Source organism: Oceanobacillus sp. FSL W7-1281, assembly GCF_037969835.1.
GTDB lineage: Bacteria > Bacillota > Bacilli > Bacillales > Amphibacillaceae > Oceanobacillus > Oceanobacillus oncorhynchi.
On the sequence record NZ_CP150214.1, the window covers coordinates 61790 to 88199 of the forward strand.

The 26410-nt window shown below is 41.0% G+C and carries 23 protein-coding genes and 1 tRNA gene; 23 read left to right on the forward strand and 1 reads right to left on the reverse strand.

Annotated features, from left to right (window positions below):
- Positions 1–103 precede the first annotated feature (103 nt).
- From MKX55_RS00320 to MKX55_RS00365, 10 genes are all read left to right on the forward strand, one after another.
- Complete coding sequence (locus MKX55_RS00320) at positions 104–334, forward strand: anti-sigma-F factor Fin (protein WP_339181321.1); 231 nt, start codon at positions 104–106, stop codon at positions 332–334.
- A gap of 150 nt (positions 335–484) precedes the next feature.
- Positions 485–4003, forward strand: a complete 3519-nt coding sequence (gene mfd / locus MKX55_RS00325; protein WP_193065209.1) for a transcription-repair coupling factor — start codon at positions 485–487, stop codon at positions 4001–4003.
- A gap of 240 nt (positions 4004–4243) precedes the next feature.
- The gene (spoVT, locus tag MKX55_RS00330) at positions 4244–4777 is read left to right on the forward strand and encodes a stage V sporulation protein T (RefSeq protein WP_042528568.1); all 534 of its coding nucleotides are present in this window, start codon (positions 4244–4246) and stop codon (positions 4775–4777) included.
- Between the two features lie 159 nt (positions 4778–4936).
- Positions 4937–6550 carry a polysaccharide biosynthesis protein gene (locus MKX55_RS00335; RefSeq protein ID WP_339235323.1) on the forward strand — a complete coding sequence of 538 codons (1614 nt, stop codon included), beginning with the start codon at positions 4937–4939 and terminating at the stop codon, positions 6548–6550.
- Entirely contained in the window at positions 6547–8019 is a 1473-nt protein-coding gene (gene mazG, locus MKX55_RS00340; RefSeq protein ID WP_339235325.1) for a nucleoside triphosphate pyrophosphohydrolase, read from the forward strand. The genes MKX55_RS00335 and mazG overlap by 4 nt, the downstream gene beginning before the upstream one ends.
- A complete protein-coding gene (locus MKX55_RS00345) occupies positions 8016–8276 on the forward strand; it encodes an RNA-binding S4 domain-containing protein (RefSeq protein ID WP_042528566.1) in 261 nt (86 codons plus the stop codon). Before mazG ends, MKX55_RS00345 begins: the two co-directional genes overlap by 4 nt.
- A 61-nt stretch (positions 8277–8337) precedes the next feature.
- A complete protein-coding gene (gene yabP, locus MKX55_RS00350; RefSeq protein WP_042528565.1) occupies positions 8338–8640 on the forward strand; it encodes a sporulation protein YabP in 303 nt (100 codons plus the stop codon).
- Positions 8637–9227 (forward strand): spore cortex biosynthesis protein YabQ, encoded by a 591-nt coding sequence (yabQ, locus tag MKX55_RS00355; RefSeq protein ID WP_193065212.1) that lies wholly within the window; start codon positions 8637–8639, stop codon positions 9225–9227. Before yabP ends, yabQ begins: the two co-directional genes overlap by 4 nt.
- Before the next feature lie 55 nt (positions 9228–9282).
- Complete coding sequence (locus tag MKX55_RS00360) at positions 9283–9663, forward strand: septum formation initiator family protein (protein WP_042528563.1); 381 nt, start codon at positions 9283–9285, stop codon at positions 9661–9663.
- A gap of 70 nt (positions 9664–9733) precedes the next feature.
- Positions 9734–10132, forward strand: coding sequence for a S1 domain-containing RNA-binding protein (locus MKX55_RS00365; RefSeq protein ID WP_042528562.1), 399 nt, complete (start codon positions 9734–9736; stop codon positions 10130–10132).
- 186 nt (positions 10133–10318) lie between these two features.
- On the opposite strand, the gene MKX55_RS00370 is transcribed toward MKX55_RS00365, so the two are convergent.
- Positions 10319–10392, reverse strand: a tRNA-Met gene (locus tag MKX55_RS00370).
- A gap of 454 nt (positions 10393–10846) precedes the next feature.
- On the opposite strand from MKX55_RS00370, the gene spoIIE reads away from it, so the two are divergent.
- From spoIIE to lysS, 13 genes are all read left to right on the forward strand, one after another.
- Positions 10847–13309 (forward strand): stage II sporulation protein E, encoded by a 2463-nt coding sequence (gene spoIIE / locus MKX55_RS00375; protein WP_339235327.1) that lies wholly within the window; start codon positions 10847–10849, stop codon positions 13307–13309.
- A gap of 110 nt (positions 13310–13419) precedes the next feature.
- Positions 13420–14157 (forward strand): VWA domain-containing protein, encoded by a 738-nt coding sequence (locus MKX55_RS00380; RefSeq protein ID WP_042528560.1) that lies wholly within the window; start codon positions 13420–13422, stop codon positions 14155–14157.
- Positions 14120–15061, forward strand: coding sequence for a protein kinase (locus tag MKX55_RS00385; protein ID WP_339235329.1), 942 nt, complete (start codon positions 14120–14122; stop codon positions 15059–15061). The genes MKX55_RS00380 and MKX55_RS00385 overlap by 38 nt, the downstream gene beginning before the upstream one ends.
- Positions 15062–15220: 159 nt before the next feature.
- Entirely contained in the window at positions 15221–16603 is a 1383-nt protein-coding gene (gene tilS, locus MKX55_RS00390; RefSeq protein WP_339235332.1) for a tRNA lysidine(34) synthetase TilS, read from the forward strand.
- A 36-nt stretch (positions 16604–16639) separates the two neighbouring features.
- Positions 16640–17179: a hypoxanthine phosphoribosyltransferase gene (gene hpt, locus MKX55_RS00395; protein WP_042535598.1), complete on the forward strand. Its 540-nt coding sequence runs from the start codon at positions 16640–16642 to the stop codon at positions 17177–17179.
- A 309-nt stretch (positions 17180–17488) separates the two neighbouring features.
- Entirely contained in the window at positions 17489–19543 is a 2055-nt protein-coding gene (gene ftsH, locus MKX55_RS00400; protein WP_289585120.1) for an ATP-dependent zinc metalloprotease FtsH, read from the forward strand.
- Between the two features lie 147 nt (positions 19544–19690).
- The gene (locus tag MKX55_RS00405) at positions 19691–20461 is read left to right on the forward strand and encodes a type III pantothenate kinase (RefSeq protein ID WP_289585121.1); all 771 of its coding nucleotides are present in this window, start codon (positions 19691–19693) and stop codon (positions 20459–20461) included.
- 17 nt (positions 20462–20478) lie between these two features.
- Complete coding sequence (gene hslO, locus MKX55_RS00410) at positions 20479–21351, forward strand: Hsp33 family molecular chaperone HslO (protein WP_042535596.1); 873 nt, start codon at positions 20479–20481, stop codon at positions 21349–21351.
- A gap of 190 nt (positions 21352–21541) precedes the next feature.
- A complete protein-coding gene (gene cysK, locus MKX55_RS00415) occupies positions 21542–22471 on the forward strand; it encodes a cysteine synthase A (RefSeq protein ID WP_193065217.1) in 930 nt (309 codons plus the stop codon).
- Positions 22472–22618: 147 nt separating this feature from the next.
- A complete protein-coding gene (gene folP / locus MKX55_RS00420) occupies positions 22619–23440 on the forward strand; it encodes a dihydropteroate synthase (protein WP_339235333.1) in 822 nt (273 codons plus the stop codon).
- A gap of 51 nt (positions 23441–23491) precedes the next feature.
- Positions 23492–23857, forward strand: a complete 366-nt coding sequence (folB, locus tag MKX55_RS00425; RefSeq protein ID WP_339181345.1) for a dihydroneopterin aldolase — start codon at positions 23492–23494, stop codon at positions 23855–23857.
- Positions 23854–24354, forward strand: coding sequence for a 2-amino-4-hydroxy-6-hydroxymethyldihydropteridine diphosphokinase (gene folK, locus MKX55_RS00430; protein ID WP_339181347.1), 501 nt, complete (start codon positions 23854–23856; stop codon positions 24352–24354). The genes folB and folK overlap by 4 nt, the downstream gene beginning before the upstream one ends.
- Before the next feature lie 117 nt (positions 24355–24471).
- Complete coding sequence (gene lysS / locus MKX55_RS00435; RefSeq protein ID WP_339235336.1) at positions 24472–25953, forward strand: lysine--tRNA ligase; 1482 nt, start codon at positions 24472–24474, stop codon at positions 25951–25953.
- Positions 25954–26410 lie beyond the last annotated feature (457 nt).

The following is a 26410-nucleotide window of genomic DNA, read 5'->3' on the forward strand; positions in this document are numbered from 1 at the left end:
TCTTATTCCTCTCGGTTAAAACTAAATGAAAAGTGCAGATATCCTCTCTGAGCAAGGAATAGGCTGCGCTCTAAATTTTTGTATTTTAATCGAGGTGAATGAGATGGTTATCTACTATGGTTGTCGACATTGCGGAAAAGAGCTGGGTGTGCTGCAGCATACAGAAATGGATATAACCTTACGATTCCTTGAACTTCTGAAGGAACAGGATTTAGCAGAAATGATAGTCTCTGAAAAAGATGGCTATTTCCGTTTAGAAGTCATTTGTGAATACTGTCAGCAGGCTCTTGATATGCATCCTGATTATCATGAATTGGACCATTTTTTACAATAGCCTGAATGGGTTCCGGTCTGATGATTATTTTCCGGATAGACCTATGACCGTATATACCATTTTCTTAAAAATAAAATATATTTTATCGACTATTTTCACGCACAAAGCGCGTTTTTTAAAATACTTTAACAATTTAGAGGGGAAATACGAATGAAAGCAATTCATAATTATTTAAAATCACAGGAAGATATTCAGTCGATTATGGATGGATTGCTGGCAGGCATGAAGGAGCAGATGGTTGCCGGCTTAAGCGGCTCTGCCAGAAGCCTGCTCTTATCCACCATACATCAATCCATGAATCGTCCTTTATTAATTGTTACTCACCAGCTTGCCCAGGCACAGCAGCTGTATGATGATTTAGCAGAGCTGACAAATGAGGAGGGGGTATATCTTTATCCTGTCAACGAGTTAATAGCCTCCGAAATGGCTGTAGCAAGCCCTGAATTGCGCGCTCAGCGGATTGAAGCATTAACTGCTTGGACACAGAAAGATAAAGGGATACTAATCGCTCCTGTTGCAGCATTAAAAAGGATGCTGCCGCCAAAAGTATATTGGAATAAATATCAGCTTCTATTTCAAACAGGAAAAGACATTGAGGTAGAGGCCTATCTGCGTTCCTTGGTGGAAATGGGCTATGAAGGAGCCTCAATGGTTACCGCCCCTGGTGAGTTCAGCCAGCGGGGAGGAATTATTGATATTTATCCGATTACGGAGGAGCATCCAATCCGGATTGAACTATTTGATGAAGAGGTAGATTCTATCCGCTATTTTGATGCGGAGTCACAGCGTTCTTTAGACAAAGTAGAAGAGGTAACAATCCATCCTGCTACAGAATTATTGATAGATAAACAAGAAATGGTGAAAGTAGCAGAACGGCTAGAGGATGCCCTTTCAGATACATTGAAAAAAGTCAAAAAACCTTCTGATCAAGAAGAGCTTATGGAGGTTATTGAACAAGATATTGAACAATTTAAACAATTAAACCGTTTCCAGGGGATGTATAAATACATTGGCTATTTATATGATGAACCAGCTAGTTTGTTAGACTATTTGCCGAGGAATGGGGTTGTCTTTTTTGATGAAATGAGCCGTATTCAGGAAACAGCGACCAATTTAGATCATGAAGAGCTGGAATGGTATACGGGGCTGCTGGAAGGAAATAAAATGGTCCAGGGCAGTCAATTTTCTTTTGGCTGGAATACACTGATAGACGGTATTTCCCATTCTCGTGTATATATGTCCGTGTTTATGCGGCATATTCCAAATACGAACCCGCAAAATATTATTAATCTATCGACACGAACGATGCAGGAATTTCATGGGCAGATGCCTTTATTTAAAAATGAATTGAAGCGCTGGGAAAAGGGAGATTACTCGGTTGTTATTCTGACACCAAATGAACAGCGCGCAGAAAAAGTACATTCTATTTTAGAAGATTATGATATTGAAACACAGGTGGAAAAAGAATTAAAACTGCCGATACAAAAGCCGACAGTTATCGTGGGGCAGCTGCATTCGGGGATTGAATTCCCGATGCATAAGCTGGCGATTATCACCGAAAATGAATTGTTCAAGCAGCGCACGAAACGCTCTAGAAAACAACCGAAGATTACGAATGCAGAGCGCATTAAGAATTATCAAGAGCTCAAGGTCGGCGATTATGTAGTTCATGCAAATCATGGTGTCGGGAAATATCTCGGGATTGAAACGTTAGAAGTTAACAAACTGCATAAGGATTATATGCTGATCCGTTACTCTGGAGACGATAAGCTGTTCGTGCCGATTGATCAAATTGATTTAGTTCAGAAATTTGTCGGTTCTGAAGGAAAGGAACCGAAGCTATATAAATTAGGCGGTACGGAATGGACAAAGGTAAAACGCAAAGTTCAGCGATCTGTGGAAGACATTGCTGATGATTTAATCAAGTTATATTCGGAGCGTGAATCCCGGCAAGGCTACGCTTTCTCACCAGATTCTGAATTACAGCGTGAATTCGAAGCGTCTTTTGCCTACCAGGAGACAGAGGATCAACTGCGGTGTATCACAGAAATCAAAGAGGATATGGAAAAAGTAAAACCAATGGACCGCTTGCTCTGTGGGGACGTTGGTTACGGGAAAACAGAGGTTGCTATCCGTGCCGCTTTCAAAGCAGTGGCAGATGGAAAGCAGGTTGCTATTCTGGTGCCGACAACGATTCTGGCACAGCAGCATTATGAGACGATTCGCGAAAGATTCCAGGATTACCCGGTAAACATTGGTTTATTAAGCCGTTTCCGCACACGTAAGCAATCCAATGAAACGGTAAAAGGGCTGGAAGATGGAAATATGGATATTGTGGTAGGGACACATCGTCTGTTATCAAAGGATGTAAAATACAAGGATTTAGGCTTGCTTGTTGTCGATGAGGAACAGCGGTTTGGTGTGAAGCACAAAGAAAAAATCAAACAGCTGAAGACCAATGTCGATGTTTTAACGCTGACAGCAACACCTATTCCAAGAACACTGCATATGTCTATGCTGGGAGTAAGGGATCTATCTGTTATTGAAACCCCGCCTGAAAACAGATTTCCGATTCAAACCTATGTGATGGAATATAATCCATCCTTTATCCGGGAAGCTGTTGATCGGGAAATGTCCAGAGGGGGGCAGGTTTTCTTCCTGCATAACAGAGTAGAAAATATTGAGAAAACAGCCCGCGATATTGGCATGCTTGTACCAAATGCCAAGGTAGCCATTGCGCATGGACAAATGAATGAGTCCGAACTGGAGAATGTTATTTTCGGTTTCATTGAAGGGGAATTTGATATTTTAGTCAGTACGACCATTATTGAAACAGGGGTGGACATCCCGAATGTGAATACCTTGATTGTCAATCATGCCGATCGTATGGGGCTGAGCCAGCTTTACCAATTAAGAGGCCGTGTCGGACGTTCTAATCGTGTAGCTTATGCTTATTTCACGTATCAGCGTGATAAGGTATTAACAGAGGTAGCTGAAAAACGATTGCAGGCCATTAAAGAATTTACAGAGCTCGGATCTGGATTTAAGATTGCGATGCGCGATTTGTCTATTCGCGGTGCTGGAAATTTACTCGGCGCACAGCAGCACGGATTTATTGATTCAGTCGGGTTTGATATGTACTCTCAAATGCTGAAGGATGCAATCGATGCCCGCAAAGAAGGAAAAGAAGTAGAAGATATTAAGCCGTTTGAACCGGAGATTTCATTAAAAATCGATGCATATATTCCGGATGAATACTTGAATGATGAGAAACAGAAAATTGAAATGTATAAGCAATTCCAAAACGTGGATAGCCCGGAAGCAGTCCAGGATTTAAGAGACGAATTAATTGACCGCTTCGGAGATTATCCTGCAGAAGTCGAGAATTTATTCACGGTAAGCATTATGAGAATGCATGCGAAGAAACAGCGTGTACAATCCATTACAGAAGCGCCGCAAAAAATCACGATGCTTCTCGATGAAGAAAGAAGTCAGGAAATTGACGGCTCTAAATTATTTGAAGCGGCGAATCAATTTGATCGTCAAGTCAGTCTGGGCACCGAAAATCAAAATTTAAAAGCAGGTATCAAATGGAGCAAAGACAAGGCTTATAAACGGCACGATACCGTTATTGAATTCATTAAAAAATTAAGCGAAGTGAATCGTTAAAGATACGATAAACCAGTGAAAAGCTGCTTTCTTACGAAAAGAGAGCAGCTTTTTTTATGTGAAGAACATGGCCGGAGCAGAGGATTTTCCTATACATTCCAAATAAAATAACAAAAATTTCAATTGGAATGTATAGTTATCTCTTGTTGTTTAATACTATAACAACAACCGGTGATGAATCATGGAAGGAAGTCCTTCCATCCAGGTCAGAATCGTCATTCAGAAAGGGAGGATACTTAGATGAAAGCAACAGGAATCGTACGACGTATCGATGATTTAGGAAGAGTAGTGGTGCCAAAAGAAATCCGGAGAACCTTGCGTATTCGCGAAGGAGATCCCCTCGAAATTTTCGTTGACCGGGAAGGAGAGGTTATTTTAAAGAAATATTCCCCAATCAGTGAACTGGGTCATTTTGCGAAAGAATATGCGGAGGCATTGTTTCAATCCTTGCAAGCACCGGTTATTATTACTGACCGGGACGAAATTATTGCTGTAGCGGGAGAATCTAAAAAAGAGTATTTGAATAAATCGCTGAGCGGTAAGATTACTGATATTATTGAAGGACGATCGCCTGTTTATGAAGGGGATAAGTCCCAGATGGAAATTGTAGATGGAAATGAACAGGAGCTGCACTCTTATTCGATTCATCCGATTATTGCCAATGGCGACCCCATCGGCTGTGTAATGATTTTTTCGAAAGAAGATAAACTGAGCAAGGTAGAGCAGAAGGCAGCAGAGACGGCATCTGTTTTCCTGGCGAAACAAATGGAATAGACCATACTTTTACTATTATTTTTGCTAGAAGAAGCTTTCTCTAGGTTACCTCCAATCTAGAAGACAGGCTTCTTTTTTTCTTGGTTTTTCTTAGCAACGTGCTTCTCTCCCTGATATGATATACTGAGAGAAATTCATTTGGAAAAGGAAAAATTTATCATGTCAGATAATGAAACAAGCCGGCTGGTTAAAGGTGCGGTGGTACTGAGTATCGCCGGTTTGATAAGTAAAGTGCTTAGTGCTGTTTATCGTATTGTATTGCAAAACTTAACAGGGGATATCGGCTTTTATATGTATCAGCAGCTCTATCCATTATTGGGAATTGCTACGATGCTTGCATTGTACGGATTCCCTTCTGCTATTTCCTCGCTAACAGCAACGGAGCTGGAAAAAGGAAGAGCGCTTTCCTGGAGAGGATTCTATCGGCCAATTCTTTTTATTCTTGGGAGCTTTCATCTCCTGCTTATTGCAATCGTGTATTTTACAGCTCCATTATTAGCCCGATTAGCTGGGGATGAGCGTTTTGTCGGTTTATATCAAGTTACAGCTGCCGTGTTCCTGATTGTTCCTGTTCTGGCTTTATTCCGGGGGATACAGCAGGGAAAGTATGAGATGGCACCTACTGCATTTTCGCAAATCGGAGAACAGTTTATTCGTGTAGGGACTATTATTGCCGGAGCGCTGCTGGTCAGCCAAGGTATTTTTCAAATCGATGCCATTGGAACGACGGCTGTGCTTGCGTCCTTGCTGGGAGGGATCAGTGCACTTGTTGTGCTGTTGTGCTTTTATTATAAAAATCGAAAGCATTCCCCTGCAGGCGTTAAAGCATTTTCCTTGGAGGAAGCTGTCCCATGGAAAAAATATATGAAAACCTTGCTTTTATTTGGGGTAGCTGCGGCGATGAATCATATGACACTTTTATTCATGCAGTTAGCAGATGCATTCACATTTGTGCCGAGATTAATGGCAAGCGGAGCAGCAGAGATAGCTGCTAAAGAAATGAAAGGCGTGTTTGACCGGGGGCAGCCGCTGATTCAGGTGGTGACCATTATTGGTTCGTCCATTGCTTTAGCGATTATACCGGCGATTAATTATCAGAAATTAAAAAACCAACGGGAGCAAGTAATGAATTATATTCAAACAGCCATGCATGTTGGTATTTTTATCGCTATAGGTGCTGTGTTAGGGTTATTTATTATTTTCCCGGAGGTCAACCAGCTGCTTTATAAAAATATGCAGGGTACCAGCGAATTAAGATTATTGATTATGGCTATCGGCATGTCTACCATTTCGATTATCGGCGCATCGATTTTGCAAAGCTTGGGGATGATTGTGCGAACAGCTGTATTTATCGGTATTTCCTTTGTAGTGAAGGTAGGCAGCAACCTGATTCTTATTCCGCATTTTGAGGTATATGGTGCGGGTATAGCAACGGTTTTAAGCCTCAGTGTGTTATTATTGCTTGTAGGAATCGAGTTATATCGAAAATTGCCAAGCATGTCATTATATCGTTCAATGTCATGGAAAAGCTTAGCTGCAGCGAGCTTATCGATGGTTATATACCTTTTGGTAATGCAGAGAATGTTTTCTGCACTTGTGATAGATATAAGGCTGCTGCTGCTGATATATGTTCTTTTTATTTCGGTATCAGGCGCAGGTTTATTCCTCTTTGTATTGCTAAAAACAGGCGGATTAACCGAAGCACAAATTCGTATTTTACCAAAATCAGCGTACCTGTTACGTATTTATCATAAAGGGAGGAAAAAACCTTGAAGCAAATAGAGGTTATTGGATTGGGCGCAGGAGATATAGAGCAGCTCCCGCTCGGTATATATAGAAAATTAACGCAAGCACAGCAAACGATTTATGCAAGAACTAGTGATCATCCCGTTATCAAAGCGCTGGAAGCAGAGAGAGTCTCTTTTACTTCTTTTGATGCGCTTTATGAAGAAGAAGAGCAGTTTGGTACGGTGTATGCCCGTATTACAGCACAGCTTGTAGAAGCTGCGAAAACAAGTGAGGACACCGTTATCTACGCTGTTCCCGGCCATCCTATGCTGGCAGAGAAAACCGTTCAGCTTCTATTGGAGCAGAACGAGGTCGAGGTATTGATTGCAGGCGGGCAAAGCTATTTAGATGACTTATTTACTGCCATGCAAATTGATCCTATTGAAGGATTTCAATTTGTAGACGGAACAGATTTCAGACGTGATCAGCTTCATTTCGGTAATCATTTATTTGTTTGTCAGGTATATGACATGTTCATTGCCTCCGAGGTCAAGCTGACTTTATTGGAGGATTTGCCGCCTGATTATGAGGTTTATATTGTGGAAGCGGCTGGCAGCAGGGCGGAAAAAATTGAAAAAGTTCGTTTAGAGGAATTGGATCACCGGATGGAAATCAGCAATTTGACTACGCTATATATCCCTCCGGTTCCAAAAGGATATCTGCACCATACCTTCCCGTTTTTACGTGAAGTGATGGCGATTCTGCGCGGACCTGACGGCTGTCCGTGGGATAAGAAGCAGACGCATGAATCCTTGCGTCATCATACGATTGAAGAGGTCTATGAGCTGATTGAAGCGATTGATGAAGAAGATGATGACCATATTGTTGAGGAGCTTGGGGATTTGCTGATGCATATTTTATTGCATAGTCAAATTGGCGAGGACAATGGTTATTTTACGATAGATGACGTAATTCAGTCGATTTCGGATAAAATGATTTACCGCCATCCGCATGTTTTTGGGGGAGCAACAGCAGATACTGAGGAAACAGTGTTAGAGAACTGGGAAGAGCTCAAAAAACAGGAAAAAGGAAAAGAGAGAGAATCCGTGCTGGACGGTATCCCTGCGCATCTGCCTGCTTTAGCTAAAGCATATAAGCTTGTGTCCAAAGCAGGAAAAGTCGGCTTTGAATGGAGTCATGTAGACGAAGTATGGGAGAAATTGAAGGAAGAGATCGATGAAGTTATCGAAGCTGTTCAGGATAAAGATTTGACGGATGTGGAAGAGGAGCTGGGAGATGTATTATTTGTCTTAGCGAATATTTCCAGATACTATAAAGTCAATCCTGAGGTTGCGCTGGAGCGTGCCAACCGGAAATTTATCAGCCGATTTCAATATATAGAAAACAAGCTTGAAGAAAAGAGGCAGACGCCTGAGACAGCTTCTCTGCAGGAAATGGATGCTTATTGGGAAGAAGCGAAGAAAAATCAAGCGATGAGAGGAGAAGAAAGATGAGATTAGATAAATTTTTAAAAATATCCCGAATCATTAAACGCCGTACATTAGCTAAAGAAGTAGCAGACCAAGGAAGAATCACTGTAAACGGAAACGCAGCGAAGGCTTCTTCCGTCCTTTCTGAAGGGGATGAGCTTGTTATTCGATTTGGCCAGAAATTGGTTACGGTAAAAGTAAATTCACTGCGGGAAAATGTCCGTAAAGATGAAGCAGATACCCTTTACACCATTGTGAAAGAAGAAAAAATAGAGCAGTAAAAATGTAGTTCTATACTTGTCCCTCCCATCATAAATTATTAACGATAGGGAGGGTTTTTATATGAATTATTATGAGAATAAAGATGTAAGAAATCATGTTGAACTAGAGCATACCGTAAAAATAGACAAACGAAAAAACCTTGAAATTACGGGCGTTAAAGAGGTGGACAGCTTTGATAATGAAGCATTCCTTTTAGAAACGGTGATGGGATACTTGATTATCCGCGGACAGAATCTGCAATTGAAGAATTTAGATGTGACAGAAGGTATTGTCACCATTAAAGGAAAAATATACGAGCTTTCCTATGTAGATGATCAGCAGCAGGAGAAAGCTAAAGGGTTCTTTAGCAAGATATTCCGATGACGTTATCTACGCAATTTTTAACACTTATCACGATGATTATAAGTGGATTTTATTTAGGTGTTGCCCAGGAAACCTTCCGGCGCTTCACGATTTATTGGAAGGGACGATTATTTTTAACTTATTTTTTAGAAATATTATTTTGGATGACCCAGGCCGGCATTTTATTTTATATATTATATCGAGTCAACCAAGGAGAGCTCAGGATTTATATTGTGTTAGCGTGTCTCTTTGGTTTTTCTATTTACCAGGCCTTGGCGAAGCAGCTGTATAAAAAATTATTAGAGCATATGATTCGTGTTTTTAAAGCAATTTATCGGGGTATAGAAAAAATAATAAATTTCTTGCTGATTTCTCCTTTGCAGTGGATATTCTTGACGTTCTATCGTATGATAAAGGCAATCTTGATGGGAGTTTTCAAAATAATAACATGGCTGTGTCTATTTTTATTTACTCCTTTCCGGTGGATAGGGAAAGGGCTTTTTCGCCTTTGTCCACAATCTATTCAAAATTTCTTTCTGCAAATAGCAGGATTTTATAGTAAAATGAAGAATATAGTTTATAAATACGTGTTTAAAAAATATGATTAAGTGGATTTTTTAAGCATCCCAAAATGGATTCAGTCTTATCGAAGGAGGTAAAGCTGTGGAGGAAAGAAAGAAGAAAGTAACAAAGCTTCAATCTAAATCCGTGCACCAGTACGATGCGTACATAGAGCGGCAGAATAGAAAAAAACAGCGTCTTACCAGACGGTTGGTACTGTATGCATTAGTTGTAGCGGTTATCGTAGGAAGTATGTCCATCTATCATTTTAATCAGCGGGCAACAAAGGCAGACAAAATGGAAGAATACGAACAGTTAGAACAGCAGCTTGCAGATTTAGAGCAGCAAGAATCAGATTTAAATCATGAAATCGAACTCCTGCAGGATGAAGAGTATGTTCTGGAGATTGCCAGAACTAATTATTTCTTCTCAAATGAAGGAGAACTTATATTTAAATTACCGGATGAAGACCCATCATATTGACACTTTTTATTTTGATTAATATACTATATATTGAAGAACATTTAATCTTTTAAGGAGGAGCATTTCTTTTATGTCAATTGAAGTAGGCAGCAAGCTGCAAGGAAAGGTAACCGGAATCACTAATTTTGGAGCTTTTGTGGAGTTAGAAGAGGGTAAAACAGGTCTCGTTCATATTAGTGAGGTTGCTGACAACTATGTTAAAGATATTAATGAGCATTTAACAGTTGGAGACGAAGTAACAGTTAAAGTCATTAATGTCGAAAAGGATGGCAAAATCGGCCTGTCCATCAGAAAGGCGAAAGATCGCCCGCAACAAGCACGTCCAAAAAGTCAAAAGAGTCAAAAAGAACGCACAGAGAACTTCGAGTCCAAAATGAATCGTTTCCTGAAGGATTCCGAGGATCGTTTAGCCTCTTTGAAGAAGCACACAGAATCCAAGCGCGGAGGACGGGGTGCCAGAAGAGGATAGTAGTTGCTGTCTATTAATAATGCTCTATGGATAAATAGAAAAAGCAGGGACGCTCGTTCCTGCTTTTTTACATGTAACGATGATTTCTCCTCCCGTCAACATATGGAATGATGAAATCAATTTATTTCGTTTACACAAAAAAACTCATCTCTTTTTTAAAGAGATGAGTTTTTTAATTATTTAGGATAGCGGCGGAGGGGATCGAACCCACGACCTCACGGGTATGAACCGTACGCTCTCGCCAGCTGAGCTACGCCGCCAAGTGAAATCAACAAGAAAAATCATACAACAGACAGCATAAACTGTCAATAGTTTCTCTATAAATTTTTGAAGCTTATTTTAAAATTCTTCCGGATATGATTCCCGCGAACTAAAAAATCCGCGTTTACTTCCTTAATTTCGAAAAGTTCGGTTATCTTGTCGAGGTTATAAAAAAGAACCGCATTTCCACTCACTTTTTCTACAAATGATGTAGCGATGTTTAAAAAAATGCGGAGGTTTAAAATGAAGTAAAATCCCGTATATGATTTGCAAAGCAACGTATCCTCTGCTTTTTTAATGAAACTGGATGAATATCCTAAGGTACACCCTTTTTGTAAAACGATGGTAACTTCCCAAGATTACGTCGAACGATTTTTAGAAACTGCCATGTTTTTTTGACAAAAAAAGAAAGCAACCTATGTTTTACTAGTTGGAAAGATGGGAGTGGATAAAATGATAGGTTCAATTCCAAGGGTGGAATCGGGAAGCATTACAATCGAGAAAGCAAGTAAAAAGAGAAAATGGAGAGAACAGATTACTGCGAAGGTCAACCATATATTAATCGCACAGGGCTGGTTATTCTATATTACAGGCTTTTTATTAGGACGAGCTGTCATCCTGCAGACAGTATCTCCGTTTGCTGTGGCTTTCATTGCGAGCATGTGGCTTGTCCATCGGGAAAAATCCTTCCGTTCGATGATAGCTGTTATATTAGGGGCGCTGACTTACTCGATGCAGCATGTAGCTTATATTTTTATTGCTTTTATTTTATTTATCTTCATCTCGGCAGCAACAAAATCTTTAAAGCATCAACAGTGGATGCTGCCCATTACTGTCTTTTTTGCAACCAGTCTGCCGCGGATGTTTTTATATTCGCTCCAGGGCACCATATCATCCTTTGAATGGATGATGCTGGCCGTTGAGGGAGTCCTTGGGGCAATCCTTGTACTTATATTTATGCAAAGTATTCCGTTATTATCACCAAAACGATATAAACCCACCTTAAAAAGTGAAGAAATTGTCTGCTTGATTATTCTGATTGCCTCGGTATTAACAGGGTTTATCGGCTGGGAGGTGTACGGCGCATCATTAGAGCATGTTTTTTCAAGGTATTTTGTTTTGGTGTTTGCCTTTATTGGAGGTGCTGCTATTGGTTCAACGGTTGGGGTGGTGGCAGGAATGATCTTGTCATTAGCCAATGTGGTCAACCTCTATCAAATGAGTCTGCTAGCATTTTCAGGTGTGCTCGGGGGATTGCTGAAGGAAGGAAAGAAACCGGGAACAGCGGTGGGGCTTTTGATTGGGACAGGACTCATCGGTGTTTATGGGGAGAGTGTTGCTTTATTGCCGTCGTTAACGGAATCACTTATGGCTGTGCTGCTATTTTTGATGACACCGGCATCCTGGCTGGAGCAAATCGCCCGTTATATTCCGGGAACAGAAGCATATACAAATGAACAGGAGCAGTATTCGCAAAAGGTCCGAAATGTTACTGCCAAACGCGTAGAACAATTTTCCGATGTCTTTCAGGCGTTATCCAAAAGCTTTGCCGTGACAGACAGGACATTAAGTGATGAAAAAAGAGACGAGAAGCGGGATACCGATTACTTTTTAAGCCAGGTAACGGAAAAAACATGTCAGGACTGCTTTTTAAAGAATAAATGCTGGCAGAAGGAATTTGATAAAACCTATTCGCTTATGGAGACGATGAAGCAGAATATTACCGCCGGGCAGGAGCCCCACCGAAATGTCGTGAAGGAATTTGAGAATCATTGTGTACGATCGCGCCAAGTCAAGGAGGCAATGCAGTCAGAAATGAGCTTCTATAAGGCAAACCAACAGCTGAGACAGCAGGTGACAGAAAGTAAGCGCTTAGTTTCTGACCAGCTCCAGGGTGTTTCTGATGTGATGAATGATTTTGCTAAAGAAATATTAAAGGAACGGCAGCATCATGAGCTGCAGGAATCGCAAATTATTCAAGCTTTGAAACAGATGGGGATAGAATTAGTCCGCTTAGATATTTATCACTTAGAGAAGGGAAATGTAGATATTGAGCTAACGACAAGTTTCTACGAATATCATGGGGAAGGGGAAAAATTAATTGCTCCGGTTCTTTCGGAGCTGCTCGATGAGATGATTGTGGTAAGGAACGAAGACATTTCTTCTTTCCCTTATGGTTACAGCCACTTCGTCTTTGGATCAGCAAGGGATTTTGAGGTGGAGACGGGGGCGGCCAATGCAGCAAAAGGAGGGGGGCTTGTATCTGGTGACAGCTTTACGACCATTGAGCTGGGCGCAGGGAAGTTTGCGATGGCTATCAGCGATGGGATGGGGAACGGGAAGCGTGCAAAGGAAGAAAGTACAGAGACATTACGTTTACTGCAGCAAATTTTGCAGACTGGAATACGAGAAAAGGTAGCAATCAAAACAATTAATTCGATTCTTGCTTTGCGTACCACGGATGAGATGTTTGCAACGCTTGATTTAGCAGTGGTGGATTTGCATAATGCATCTGCCGAATTTTTAAAGATTGGTTCGACTCCAAGCTTTGTCCGCAGAGGGAATTCCATGATAAAAATAGAGGCCAGTAATTTGCCGATGGGGATTATTCAGGAATTTGATGTAGATATTGTCAGTGAGCAGCTAAAGCCGAATGATTTATTAATCATGATGAGTGACGGCATTTTTGACGGGCCGAAAGACGTGGAAAATATTGATATTTGGATTAAACGGAAAATCAAAGAGATGGATACGGAGGATCCGCAGGAAATTGCTGATTTATTATTAGAAGAGGTGATTCGAACCAGATCGGGGGATATTCATGATGACATGACCGTATTGGTTGCCAAAGTAAAGAAAAATACACCGAAATGGGCCAATGTTCCAGTCCGGCAAGAGAAGCTGCTCTCGATGTAGAGCACGCTCAGCTGTATGCTTCTTTCTCGTAAGCCAATCTGCCAAATATACGTATACAGAATGCATTATTTGGTGATGATGGTAATGGAAGATGAGGAGGTATACATGAAATGAACGCAGGAACATTAAAACAAATTTTGCTATTAACCGATGGCTGCTCCAATAAAGGCGAAAGCCCTGCAACAGTAGCCGGTTTAGCAAACCAACAGGGAATCACTGTGAATGTCATTGGTATATTAGACGATGATCAGACGGAACAGCCAGAGGGCCTTCAGGAAGTGGAGGATATCGCTGTATCTGGCGGCGGCGTCAGTCAAATTGTTTATAGTGAACGTTTATCTCAAACGGTGCAAATGGTGACGAGGCAGGCAATGACACAAACATTACAGGGATTTGTCAATAAAGAGTTGCGCAGCATTTTAGGAAAAGATCAGTCAATGGAAGAGCTGGATCCGGAAAAACGCGGTGAAATCATGGAAGTGGTAGAGGACTTAGGAGAAACCAGTGATTTAGAGGTGGTGGTGCTAGTCGACAGCAGTGCGAGCATGCGTGATAAATTAGAAACAGTCAAGGAGGCGTTGTTTGACTTATCTATGAGCTTGAATGCCCGAGTTGGAAAAAACCGCTTTTGTATTTACCGGTTTCCGGGCAGACGGAACGATATTGAGCTTGTGCTTGATTGGTCGCCGAGGCTGGATGGGATTTCCAAGGTTTTTCCAAAGTTAACAAGCGGAGGAATCACCCCGACTGGGCCGGCATTACGGGCAGCAATGTACCAATTTAGCAAGAAGCAGCTACGGAGGAATTCGGATGAAGAACCATTCGACATGGAAGAAACCGGCTATTAGGTTACACTCTCAGCAAAAGATAACAGGGAAGTGGCATCAAAAATCCTATACCGTTGTGAGAAAAATTGGCGAGGGCGCAATTGGAGCTGTGTATCTCTGCATGCATCATGGACGGCCTGTTGCTTTGAAAATAAGCGAACAGGATACAGCTGTAACGGTAGAAGTCAATGTGCTCAAAGCATTGAAAAAGGTTCAAGGATATCGCCTTGGACCTTCTTTATTGGATGTCGATGATTGGAGAGCACCAGGCGGCAGGGTGTATTCCTTTTATGTGATGGAGTATATGGAGGGTCAGACATTAGGTGCGTTTATTCAGGCGGGAGGCAAGAAGTGGCTGGGCGTATTGATGGTTCAGCTGTTAGAGGATTTAGACCAGCTTCATCAGGCGGGCTGGACCTTTGGCGATTTAAAAACAGATAATATTCTTGTGGAATCGAATCCGCCAAGAATTAGACTGGTTGATGTGGGCGGCACAACAAGGATGGGGCGTTCTATTAAAGAATATACAGAGTTTTTTGATCGCGGTTATTGGGGGCTTGGAACACGTAAGGCAGAGCCAAGCTATGATTTATTTGCGGTTGCGATGGTGTTTCTCCATATCTATTATCCGAGACGCTTTGGCCGGATAGCGGGGGAATCCTCTGAGAAGCTGCTTGAGAAAAAATTGTATCGGGCCAGCGATCTGCAGCTCCTGCATCCATTTTTAAAGAAAGCACTAAAAGGAAAGTATTCTACCGCAGCAGAAATGAAAAAAGATGTAATGGGCAAGATAAAACAGGTACAGCACAAGCGCAGCCAATATCGAAAAAAAATGCAGCAAAAAAAAGTATATCCTGTGAAAGAATCCTTTAGTATTTCTCTGGCGGCCTCTGTTTTTTGGATTATTTCTTTGTTATTGCCTTAAACTGAAAAAAGATAGACTGAAAATATACTTTTTCGCATCCTCTCTTTTGAACCGTTCCTCAAAAAGGAGTATGATAGAAGTATAGTTAAAATACGGTTTTTTTCTAATTTTATCCTAACCGTATAGGGAGCCAGAACCGATGGATGGAGGAGGAATGAGATGGAGCAGGAAGTGTGTGCATTTATCAGAAGGCACCGCCTAATTCAAAAGCATGCAACGGTTCTTGTCGGCGTTTCAGGAGGACCGGATTCGATTGCGCTATTACATTTCTTGAACAACATTTCATCCAAATGGGAATTAAGCCTTACAGCAGTGACCATAGATCATCAGCTGCGTAACGGAGATTCTGCAGACGATTGTCAATTTGTGAAAGATACTTGTCAGGAATGGGGAATACCCTGCGTGGAAAGAATGGTGGATGTCAGACAATACCAAAAAGAAAAGGGTGTCAGTGAAGAGGTTGCTGCACGTGAATTACGCTATGGTGTTTACTTGGAGTTGATGCATGAAAGAAAAGCTGATCTGCTTGCTCTTGGACATCACGCCGATGATCAAATTGAAACGATGGTTATGCGTATGGTAAGAATGGCGACCTCGAACGCTTTAAAAGGGATTCCTATGCGGCGTGATTTTGCCGGCGGTGAAATTATCCGTCCTTTATTAGGGGTGACAAAGAATAACATCCTTGCTTATTTGGAAAAGTATCAATTGAGCTATCAGGTGGATAAAACGAACGCGGATGATACGTATACGAGAAATTATTATCGGAAAAACGTCGTCCCGCTGCTGAAGGAGAAAAATCCGCGTATCGCAGACACCATTCAGACGCTCAGCGAAACGTTAGCCCAGGACGAACATTACTTGCAGGAGCAGGCGAAGGAAATGGTAGAAAAAGTGGCGGAATTTCGGGAAGATACAAGGGAAATTTGTTTTGCGGCAGAAGCGTTTTCAGAGCTTCCTCAGGCTTTACAAAGACGGGCCTTTCATCTAATATTAAACTATCTATATGGAACCTTGCCTAAAGACCTATCTTATATCCACGAAGTAAACTTTTTTGACCTGTTGAGACGCCGAAATGGAAGCGCAAGTATTGATTTTCCGTTAAGGCTCCGTGTGACAAATATATATGGGAAGATTTATCTGCAATTTGGTCAACAACCATCCGTAAAGTCAGCTCAACCCTCTTTATTGCCAGTTCCAGGTGAAACGGTGCTGTCTGATGACACGAAGATCGAGGCTGCCATCATCAAAGAAGCCCCGGCAGAGGATGAAGCAACTTTTGTTTTTCCGCTAGATTCGATTTCATTACCACTACATATCCGAGTAAGAAAAGCGGGAGATCGTATGTCTGTAAGAGGACTAAATGGTTCAAAAAAGCTGAAGGATATTTTTATAGATGCGAAGATACCCCAAAATATGCGGGATAATTGGCCGATAATAGTGGATGATAAGGGAAAGATCCTTTGGGTCGTCGGTCTAAAAAAAGCGGAGACTGCACAAAATGGTAAAGGAATGAATATAAAACTGAAGATTAGCTCATGACGCTGATTAGGAGGAGAAAAAATGGCGCAAGAAACAATTCATAATGAGATTGAAAAAATCTTAGTAAGCGAGGAAGAAATTCAAAAAAAATGCAAGGAGCTCGGTGCAATATTAACAGAAGAATACGAGGGCAAATTTCCCTTGGCTATTGGCGTGTTAAAAGGTGCATTGCCGTTTATGTCAGATATTCTTCGGCATACAGAAATCCATTTAGAAATGGATTTTATGGATGTATCCAGCTATGACGGCGGCACATCCTCCACAGGAGAAGTAAAAATCCTGAAGGACTTGAATACAAAAGTAGAGGGCCGCGATTTAATTATTGTTGAGGATATTATTGACAGCGGACTGACATTGAACTACTTAGTAGACCTGTTTAAATATCGTAAAGCAAATTCCATCAAGATCGTGACACTTCTTGATAAACCGGCTGGAAGAACAGCAGATATTAAAGCAGATTTAATTGGTTTTGAAGTTCCGGATGAATTTGTTGTCGGCTACGGTTTAGATTATGCAGAAAAATATCGAAACCTTTCATATATCGGTGTCCTCAAGCCGGAAATTTATGGCGGCTGATGGAGAAAGTGAAAAGGAAGAAGCCGCGCTTGAGAAGGGACATGCTGTAAAATAAAGCCCCCATAAAAATAGATTTTTTTCTTTGCCGGCAATGCATGTATTTGAAAAATCATCTTGGACGATATCATCCGGGTTTTTGCAATAATTTCTTTCATACATGCGGATGTTCAAAGGGTATACTTACATTTATCGGACTTCTTGAACATTCCAAAAAAATAATTCGTCAAAAATGGTTAAATTATTTGTATAAAGCGATTTTACTATGATACGATTTACTATAGTTTTTCCCCATTTGGGAGGAGGTAAGCAATGAATCAGATATTTCGTAAGGTCTTCGTATGGATGCTCTTATTTATAATCATTATTGGTGTAATCGGAGTATTTAATAATCCAAGTGAAGATCAGGAGCAGTATGATGTACAGCAATTTATGAATGCTTTAAATAATGGTGAGATTAAGGAACTGACCTTTCAACCGTCACATGGTATCATCCGTTTGACGGGTACGTTAATGGACGATGAGACGGAATTTGTTGCTCAAGTACCGGATAATGAAGAACTTGTTACACAAATTACAAATAGTGCAAGCGAGCAAAGTGAGTTAACGGTGGAAGAGGAAGAGCAGCCTAGTCCTTGGCTCACATTCTTAACTGGAATCATTCCATTCTTATTGATTGGTCTATTCTTACTATTCATCCTTAGCCAGGCGCAAGGCGGCGGTGGCGGCGGCCGTGTAATGAACTTCGGTAAGAGTAAGGCAAAAATGTACTCTGAAGATAAGAAAAAAGTCCGCTTTAAAGATGTCGCTGGTGCCGATGAAGAGAAACAAGAGCTTGTCGAGGTTGTGGAATTCTTAAAAGATCCGCGCAAATTCTCACAAGTAGGTGCACGTATTCCAAAAGGTGTACTTCTTGTCGGACCTCCAGGTACAGGTAAAACATTATTAGCGAAAGCAGTTGCCGGTGAAGCCGGAACGCCATTCTTCTCTATCAGTGGTTCAGACTTCGTAGAGATGTTCGTTGGTGTCGGTGCATCCCGTGTTCGTGACTTATTTGAAAACGCGAAGAAAAATGCACCATGTATCATCTTTATTGATGAGATTGATGCCGTTGGCCGTCAGCGTGGAGCTGGTCTTGGAGGCGGACATGATGAACGTGAGCAAACATTGAACCAGCTATTGGTTGAGATGGACGGATTTGGAGCAAACGAAGGTATTATTATGATTGCTGCAACAAACCGTGCCGATATTCTTGACCCGGCGCTGTTACGTCCAGGACGTTTTGACAGACAAATCATGGTAGACCGCCCAGATGTTAAAGGCCGTGAAGCGGTTCTAGGTGTTCACGCTAGAAATAAACCGTTAGAAGATACCGTTGATTTAAAAACAATCGCTATGCGTACGCCAGGATTCTCAGGTGCGGATTTAGAGAACTTGCTCAATGAAGCAGCCTTGATTGCAGCAAGAGCCGACCGTAAGAAAATCGGTCAGTTAGATATCGATGAGGCTATCGACCGTGTCATTGCAGGTCCTGCGAAGAAAAGCAGAGTTATTTCCGAAAAAGAAAGAAATATCGTTGCCTATCATGAGAGCGGTCATACCGTGATCGGGATGGTTCTGGATGACGCGGATGTCGTTCACAAAGTGACCATCGTCCCTCGTGGTCAAGCCGGCGGTTATGCAGTAATGCTTCCAAGGGAAGACCGTTACTTCATGACAAAACCTGAGCTGTTTGATAAAATCACCGGTTTACTGGGCGGACGTGTTGCGGAAGAAATCATTTTTGGCGAAGTGAGTACAGGTGCTTCGAATGACTTCCAGCGTGCAACAGGTATTGCGCATAAGATGATTACCGAATTTGGTATGAGTGATAAGATTGGTCCGCTTCAATTTAGCAGCGGCGGCGGCGGGAATGTATTCCTTGGCCGAGACATTCAAAATGAACAGACTTATTCGGATGCCATTGCTCAGGATATCGATAAGGAAATGCAGAATTTCATTAATTACTGTTATGACCGTGCAAAACGTATTCTTACAGAGCATAGAGAGCAATTAGAACTGCTTGCAAAAACATTATTGGAAGTAGAAACACTCGATGCGAAACAAATCAAGTCTCTTTTTGAAAATGGAACGCTTCCTGAACCGGAAGAGGATTCAGATGATGTGAAGGTAAGCATCCATTCGAAGGAAGAAAAAGAGGATGAGGATAAAAAAGGTCTTTCTTTTGAAGAAGCAAAAGAAAAAGCGGAAAAGAAATCCGACTCTTATATTAACGACCCGATTATGGGCGGTAATTCTGAAGAAAAAGAAACAGATCACACGGATGATAATAAGGAAGATGACTCCGATTCCGATCGTAAAAACTAAAGGATTGGAAAAGATATAGAAAGGAAGCAGCCAAAGGAATAGAAAGGCTGCTTCTTTTTGTTCTTTGGACGGATGCTTTTTTGGTTTTTCCTGAAAAGAAGTATGTTATATTAAATTTTAGAGAAACAAAGGAAGGTATGGTGACAGATGTTATTTGTTCTTGATGTAGGGAATACCAATACAGTTCTCGGTGTTTTTGATAATGATAAATTAATTCATCACTGGCGGATAAAAACCGATCGGTATAAGACAGAAGATGAATTTGGCATGCTTATCCATTCTTTATTTGAATATAAAGGGATTCATTTTAAGGAAATCACTGGAGTGATTATTTCTTCTGTTGTACCGCCTATTATGTTTGCTTTAGAAAAAATGAGCCGCGATTATTTTGATATAGAACCTGTGGTTATCGGGAAAACTTCTTATGATAAGCTAATTAAGATGAATTATCCAAACCCGTCTGAAGTTGGGGCGGACCGGATTGTTAATGCTATAGCAGGTATTGAAAAATACGGAGCGCCGCTAATCATCATTGATTTTGGGACAGCGACAACCTACTGCTATGTGGATGAAGAAGCAAGGTATGCTGGCGGGATTATTACCCCGGGCGTAAATATTTCGATGGAGGCGCTGAACACAAGAGCTTCGAAGCTGCCAAAAATTGAGATTCAGAAACCGCAGCGTGTGATTGGTTCTTCTACTGTGGAGGCAATGACATCTGGTGTATTTTACGGGTACATTGGTCAAATTGATGGGCTGGTCAAACGAATACAACAAGAAAAAGGGACAAACTCAACGGTTATCGCAACGGGTGGTTTGTCTAAACTTATTGCACATGAATCAGAAACCATAGATGCTGTCGAGCCCTATCTCACGTTGAATGGGCTGTATCTTATTTATAAAAAGTATTATCAATAAACGGAGGAATGATGATGGTGAAGGATTATTTAATTAAAGCGACAACCTATGACGGCATGATCCGCGCATATGCTATTACGTCGACAGAAACAGTGGAAGAAGCTCGCCGGAGACAGGATACATGGGCAACAGCTTCTGCAGCACTCGGCCGTACTATAACGGTAACAGCAATGATGGGAGCAATGTTAAAAGGGGACGACTCCGTTACCGTAAAAGTAATGGGAAACGGACCAACTGGAGCTATTGTTGCTGATGGAGATGGCAAAGGTCATGTCCGCGGCTATGTTACAAATCCGCATGTCGATTTTGATTTAAATGATAAAGGAAAACTGGATGTGGCTAGAGCAGTCGGGACAGAGGGGAATCTTAGCGTTATAAAGGATTTAGGGATGAAAGACTATTTCACAGGAGAAACACCGATTGTTTCTGGAGAAATAAGCGAAGATTTCACGTATTATTTTGCAACCTCTGAGCAGGTGCCATCCGCGGTAGGCGCAGGGGTTCTGGTTAACCCGGACTTGAGTATTTTAGCGGCAGGCGGTTTTATCGTACAAGTAATGCCAGGAGCGGATGAAGCGGTGATTGAACGGCTGGAAGACCGTATTCAGTCTTTCCCTGCTATTTCTACGCTGATTCGGGAAGGAAAAACACCAGAAGAAATTCTATATACCTTGTTTGACGAAGAAAATGTAAATATATTGGAGAAAATGCCAATTGAATTTCAATGCAAATGTTCGAAAGAGAGACTTGCTAATGCTATCATTGGGTTAGGTAATGAAGAAATCCAGCTAATGATCGATGAAGATCACGGAGCAGAAGCAACCTGCCATTTTTGTAATGAACACTACCATTTTACAGAAGAAGAGCTAGAAGAACTTAAGCAATCATAGGTGGTACATTGATAAAAATGGAAACATGACGAGCTGCTTTGGATGCAGCTAAAATCGGACGACAAATTCGTATATTGCTTTTAGATTAGAAAAATAGGCGTTTTTTTCGCATTTAGGATTGACATTTTCTTAAGAAAGCAATACATTATATATAAATCATATAAAAATACTTGGTATTAGGAGGAGTTATATGACAGTCGTTAATAATATTGCAGGTTTAATTGGAGGAACACCGATTGTAAAGCTTCATAATGTAGCGGATGAAAATAGTGCAGATGTATATGTTAAATTAGAATTTATGAATCCGGGAAGCTCGGTGAAAGACCGCATTGCAGCTGCGATGGTAGAAGCTGCAGAGAATGCAGGTGAATTAAAACCAGGTGATACCATCATTGAACCAACCAGCGGAAATACCGGGATTGGTTTGGCAATGGTTGCTACTGCTAAAGGATATCAGGCAATTCTGGTTATGCCGGATACAATGAGTCAAGAACGTCGTAATTTATTGAAGGCGTATGGAGCGAAGTTAGTTTTAACTCCAGGAGCTGAAGGAATGAAGGGTGCCATTGCCAAAGCGAAGGAATTACAAGAGGAAAATGGCTATTTCATGCCACAGCAATTTAATAATCCAGCTAACCCTGAAATTCATGCAAAAACAACTGGTAAAGAAATTGTAGAGCAGATGTCAGATGGATTAGATGCTTTTATTTCCGGTATTGGTACCGGCGGAACGATTACTGGTGCTGGAAAAGTGCTGAGAGAGCATTTTGACGGCATTAAAATTTATGCTGTTGAGCCAAAGGATTCCCCGGTGCTTTCAGGTGGAAATCCTGGACCTCATAAAATTCAGGGAATTGGCGCAGGCTTCAAACCAGAAGTGCTTGATACATCAATTTATGATGAGGTACTTCCGATCGGAAATGAAGAATCCTTTGAAACAGCGCGTAAAGTTGCTACTACAAATGGAATTCTGGGAGGAATTTCTTCTGGAGCAGCGGTTGCTGCAGCATTAAAAGTAGCGAAAGACTTAGGAAAAGGAAAGAAGGTTCTTGCCGTCCTTCCTGATAACGGAGAGCGTTACCTATCTACAGCGCTGTATCAATTTGAAGACGAAAAATAAATCTCGGAATGTAAAAGGAATCAGCTGTATTGAAGCTGGTTCCTTTTTTACGTTAATCTTTCTTAACCAGCGCTTTCCACTTTTGTTCTTTACCTTCTTAGGGTAGGATGTAGAATAGATATATTTTTAACAGAGAAGGGGCGGATAATGCAAGTGATGCAGGCAAAAGAGTTTCAATTAGATTTAAATAAACGGACGCATATTATGGGGATATTAAATGTGACGCCGGATTCCTTCTCGGACGGGGGACGATATACAGATATTGAAAAGGCGGCTGCCGCGGCGAAGAAAATGGAGAAAGAAGGAGCGGATATCATTGATATCGGCGGAGAATCCACCAGGCCGGGCCATACTCCTGTCAGTGCGGAAGAAGAAGCAGAGCGTATTATCCCGGTTATTGAAGCGTTAAAAGGTACTTTGCAGATACCTATATCCGTGGATACATTTAAAGCATCTGTAGCAGAAGAAGCAGTAAAAGCCGGCGCTTCTATGATAAATGATATTTGGGGAGCAAGAAAAGAACCGGAAATTGCAGCGGTTGCCGCCCGTTATCAGGTGCCCATTATTCTCATGCACAATCGGACGGATATGGATTATGGGGACTTTATTTCGGATGTGAAAGCAGACTTACAAGCAAGTGTTTCTATTGCTAAAAAAGCCGGTGTGGAAGATAACCAGATTATTCTTGACCCGGGTATCGGCTTTGCAAAAACAATGGAGCAGAATCAATATATAATCAAAGAACTGCAAGAGCTGGGTACACTTGGCTATCCGCTGCTTCTGGCAGCTTCCCGTAAAAGATTTATTGGTGATATTTTAGATGTTCCTGCAAATCAAAGAGATATAGGGACAGCAGCAACGACGGTAATTGGAATTGCTAAAGGCGCACGTATTGTTCGTGTACATGATGTAAAGGCGAACCTGGAAGCGGCAAAAGTAGCAGATGCGATTTATCATACAAATCTATAGGTGATAGGAATAGAAGAGGAAAGAGCATGTTTAAAGGAAGGGTGGACAAGGATGGACAAAATTATTCTAAAACGAATGCAGTTTTATGGATATCACGGGCTGTTACCTGAAGAAAATACATTGGGGCAGCGTTTTTATGTGGATGCTGACCTGTACCTGTCTTTAAAGAAGGCGGGACAATCTGATGCGATGGAGGACTCCATTCACTATGGGGAAGCATATGAAAAAATAAAGCATGTCGTAGAGGGAGGAAGTTTTCATTTGATTGAAGCGGTGGCAGAAGCAATTGCAGATGAGCTCTTTACTTCTTTTGAACAACTGGAGGCATGTTCCATCCGTTTAACAAAGCCGGATCCGCCGATTCCGGGCTACTACGAATCGGTAGCGGTAGAAATTTATAGGGAGAGAACGAAATGAATCAAGCATTTATTGCTCTCGGAACAAATATTGAACCGAGAGAAGAACATCTGACGCAAGCGTTAGACTTATTAGAGACAAATGAATATATCTCTATCCAAAAAAAATCTTCGATATATGAAACTGCTCCGGTTGGATACCAGGACCAGGCAGATTTTTTAAATATGGTATTAGCGCTTCAAACAAGTTTATCATCCATGGAGCTGCTTGAGGTTTGTCAGCAGATTGAAAAAGAACTCGGCAGAAAACGTGATATCCGATTCGGTCCGCGGACGATTGACCTTGACATTTTGACATTTAATTATGAAAATAGTACAGTAGAAAGATTGATTATACCGCATCCCCGCATGCATGAGCGGGCTTTTGTATTAATTCCATTAGCAGAAATCGCTCCAGGTTTTGTTGTACCTGTACAAAAGAAGACTGTAGAAGCCTATTTAGAAGAACTTCCAGAGAAGGATAAGGCGGACGTCAGACTTTGGAAGACAGAAATATAAAACGAAACTTCATTCCGTGGGAGTTTCACGGGCGGTTCTCCGTGATGATAAAGCAATAACTGTTTTAATGACAAGGTTAGAAGATATCATAATTAATTAAGAAGTGGAGTGGTAGAAGTGTCAGAAGAATTGAATGAACATATGCAGGTAAGACGTGACAAACTCACAGAATACATGGAAAAAGGATTGAATCCATTCGGTGAAAAATTTGAACGCACGCATTTAACAAATGATCTAGTTGAAAAATATGATCAATATTCTAAAGAAGAGCTGGAGGAACTTCCAGATGAAGTAACGATTGCAGGACGTTTAATGACAAAGCGCGGAAAAGGGAAAGCAGGATTCGCTCACCTTCAGGATTTAAGCGGTCAAATTCAATTATATGTCCGTAAAGATGCAATTGGCGAAGAGGCATATGATGTATTTAAATCAGCGGACTTAGGTGATATTGTCGGTGTGACAGGCGTTATGTTTAAAACAAATGTTGGAGAATTATCTGTTAAAGCGAAAGAATTTCATCTATTAACCAAATCACTGCGTCCGCTGCCAGAAAAATATCATGGCTTAAAAGATATTGAACAGCGCTATCGTCAGCGTTATCTTGATTTAATCACTAATCCGGACAGCAGAGATACGTTTGTAGCCCGCAGTAAGATTATTCAATCCATGCGTGAATATTTAAATGCTCAAGGTTATTTAGAAGTAGAAACACCGATGATGCACAGTATTCCGGGCGGAGCATCTGCGCGTCCATTTATTACGCATCATAATGCGCTGGATGCTGAATTATATATGCGTATTGCAATCGAACTACATTTAAAACGCCTTATTGTCGGCGGATTAGAAAAAGTATATGAGATAGGCCGTGTATTCCGTAACGAAGGAGTTTCCACAAGGCATAACCCTGAATTTACAATGATTGAACTCTATGAAGCATATGCGGATTATCATGATATTATGGACCTTACGGAAAACTTAATTGCACATATTGCAAAAGAAGTATATGGAAAAACGACGATTCAATATGGCGATGAGGAAGTAAACCTTGAGCCTAAATGGACAAGACTGCATATGGTAGATGCGATTAAACAAGAGACAGGTGTAGACTTCTGGCAGCACTTATCGGACGATGAAGCACGTGCTTTAGCAAAGGAATATAACGTAGAAATTACAGATGCGATGACTTTCGGACATATTGTAAATGAATTCTTCGAGCAAAAGGTAGAGGAAACACTCATTCAACCTACGTTTATTTTTGGACATCCTGTAGAAATTTCTCCTCTCGCTAAAAAGAACAAAGAGGATGAACGTTTTACAGATCGTTTCGAGTTATTTATTGTAGGAAGAGAGCATGCTAATGCCTTTAGTGAGCTGAATGACCCGATTGATCAGCGTCAGCGTTTTGAAGCTCAAGTAAAAGAAAGAGATCAAGGAAACGATGAAGCACATTATATGGATGAAGACTTTTTAGAAGCATTAGAATATGGTATGCCACCAACTGGCGGTTTAGGAATTGGAGTAGACCGTTTAGTAATGCTGTTAACAAATTCGCCTTCTATTCGGGACGTACTGTTATTCCCGCAAATGAAAAATCGTTAATTAACCATTATGTTATTGTTAGAAGCACCGCCGGAAGGTTACTCTTCTGTCGGTGCTTTTGTATGTATACGTAAGGGATGAAAGAGGCAAAAATCTTTGAGAATAGTGATTTATCAAGGGGTTTTAAAGCTGCTCCAATAAAATGAATTATAGAAATATTTAACTTGTACTATTTTATTTAAAAAAAGACTTGCTTTCGGTTTGGAATCATGATAAATTTATTATCGTTGCATAACGCAATGCGCATCACACAAACGATTCAACAGATTAACAACAAAATAAATTTTAAAAAGTTGTTGACAATGAATTGCAGATGTGATAAATTAATAAAGTCGCCAATTTGAAACAGCGACAAACAAATTGCTCTTTGAAAACTGAACAAAACAACCAGTACGAAAGAAGAAAAACACCTCGTTTTTCTTGAAAAATAAGTCAGAAGTTGACTTCTGAAAGCTAA

Excerpts from the sequence above, each read along its gene's own strand:
- tilS (WP_339235332.1), top strand. The coding sequence starts at position 15,221 with ATGGAGCAGGAAGTGTGTGCATTTATCAGAAGGCACCGCCTAATTCAA.
- cysK (WP_193065217.1), top strand. The coding sequence starts at position 21,542 with ATGACAGTCGTTAATAATATTGCAGGTTTAATTGGAGGAACACCGATT.
- MKX55_RS00365 (WP_042528562.1), top strand. The coding sequence starts at position 9,734 with ATGTCAATTGAAGTAGGCAGCAAGCTGCAAGGAAAGGTAACCGGAATC.
- folB (WP_339181345.1), top strand. The coding sequence starts at position 23,492 with ATGGACAAAATTATTCTAAAACGAATGCAGTTTTATGGATATCACGGG.
- yabQ (WP_193065212.1), top strand. The coding sequence starts at position 8,637 with ATGACGTTATCTACGCAATTTTTAACACTTATCACGATGATTATAAGT.
- yabP (WP_042528565.1), top strand. The coding sequence starts at position 8,338 with ATGAATTATTATGAGAATAAAGATGTAAGAAATCATGTTGAACTAGAG.
- MKX55_RS00380 (WP_042528560.1), top strand. The coding sequence starts at position 13,420 with ATGAACGCAGGAACATTAAAACAAATTTTGCTATTAACCGATGGCTGC.
- MKX55_RS00320 (WP_339181321.1), top strand. The coding sequence starts at position 104 with ATGGTTATCTACTATGGTTGTCGACATTGCGGAAAAGAGCTGGGTGTG.
- spoIIE (WP_339235327.1), top strand. The coding sequence starts at position 10,847 with ATGATAGGTTCAATTCCAAGGGTGGAATCGGGAAGCATTACAATCGAG.
- mfd (WP_193065209.1), top strand. The coding sequence starts at position 485 with ATGAAAGCAATTCATAATTATTTAAAATCACAGGAAGATATTCAGTCG.
- MKX55_RS00335 (WP_339235323.1), top strand. The coding sequence starts at position 4,937 with ATGTCAGATAATGAAACAAGCCGGCTGGTTAAAGGTGCGGTGGTACTG.
- ftsH (WP_289585120.1), top strand. The coding sequence starts at position 17,489 with ATGAATCAGATATTTCGTAAGGTCTTCGTATGGATGCTCTTATTTATA.
- spoVT (WP_042528568.1), top strand. The coding sequence starts at position 4,244 with ATGAAAGCAACAGGAATCGTACGACGTATCGATGATTTAGGAAGAGTA.
- folK (WP_339181347.1), top strand. The coding sequence starts at position 23,854 with ATGAATCAAGCATTTATTGCTCTCGGAACAAATATTGAACCGAGAGAA.
- folP (WP_339235333.1), top strand. The coding sequence starts at position 22,619 with ATGCAAGTGATGCAGGCAAAAGAGTTTCAATTAGATTTAAATAAACGG.
- MKX55_RS00405 (WP_289585121.1), top strand. The coding sequence starts at position 19,691 with ATGTTATTTGTTCTTGATGTAGGGAATACCAATACAGTTCTCGGTGTT.
- MKX55_RS00385 (WP_339235329.1), top strand. The coding sequence starts at position 14,120 with ATGAAGAACCATTCGACATGGAAGAAACCGGCTATTAGGTTACACTCT.
- MKX55_RS00345 (WP_042528566.1), top strand. The coding sequence starts at position 8,016 with ATGAGATTAGATAAATTTTTAAAAATATCCCGAATCATTAAACGCCGT.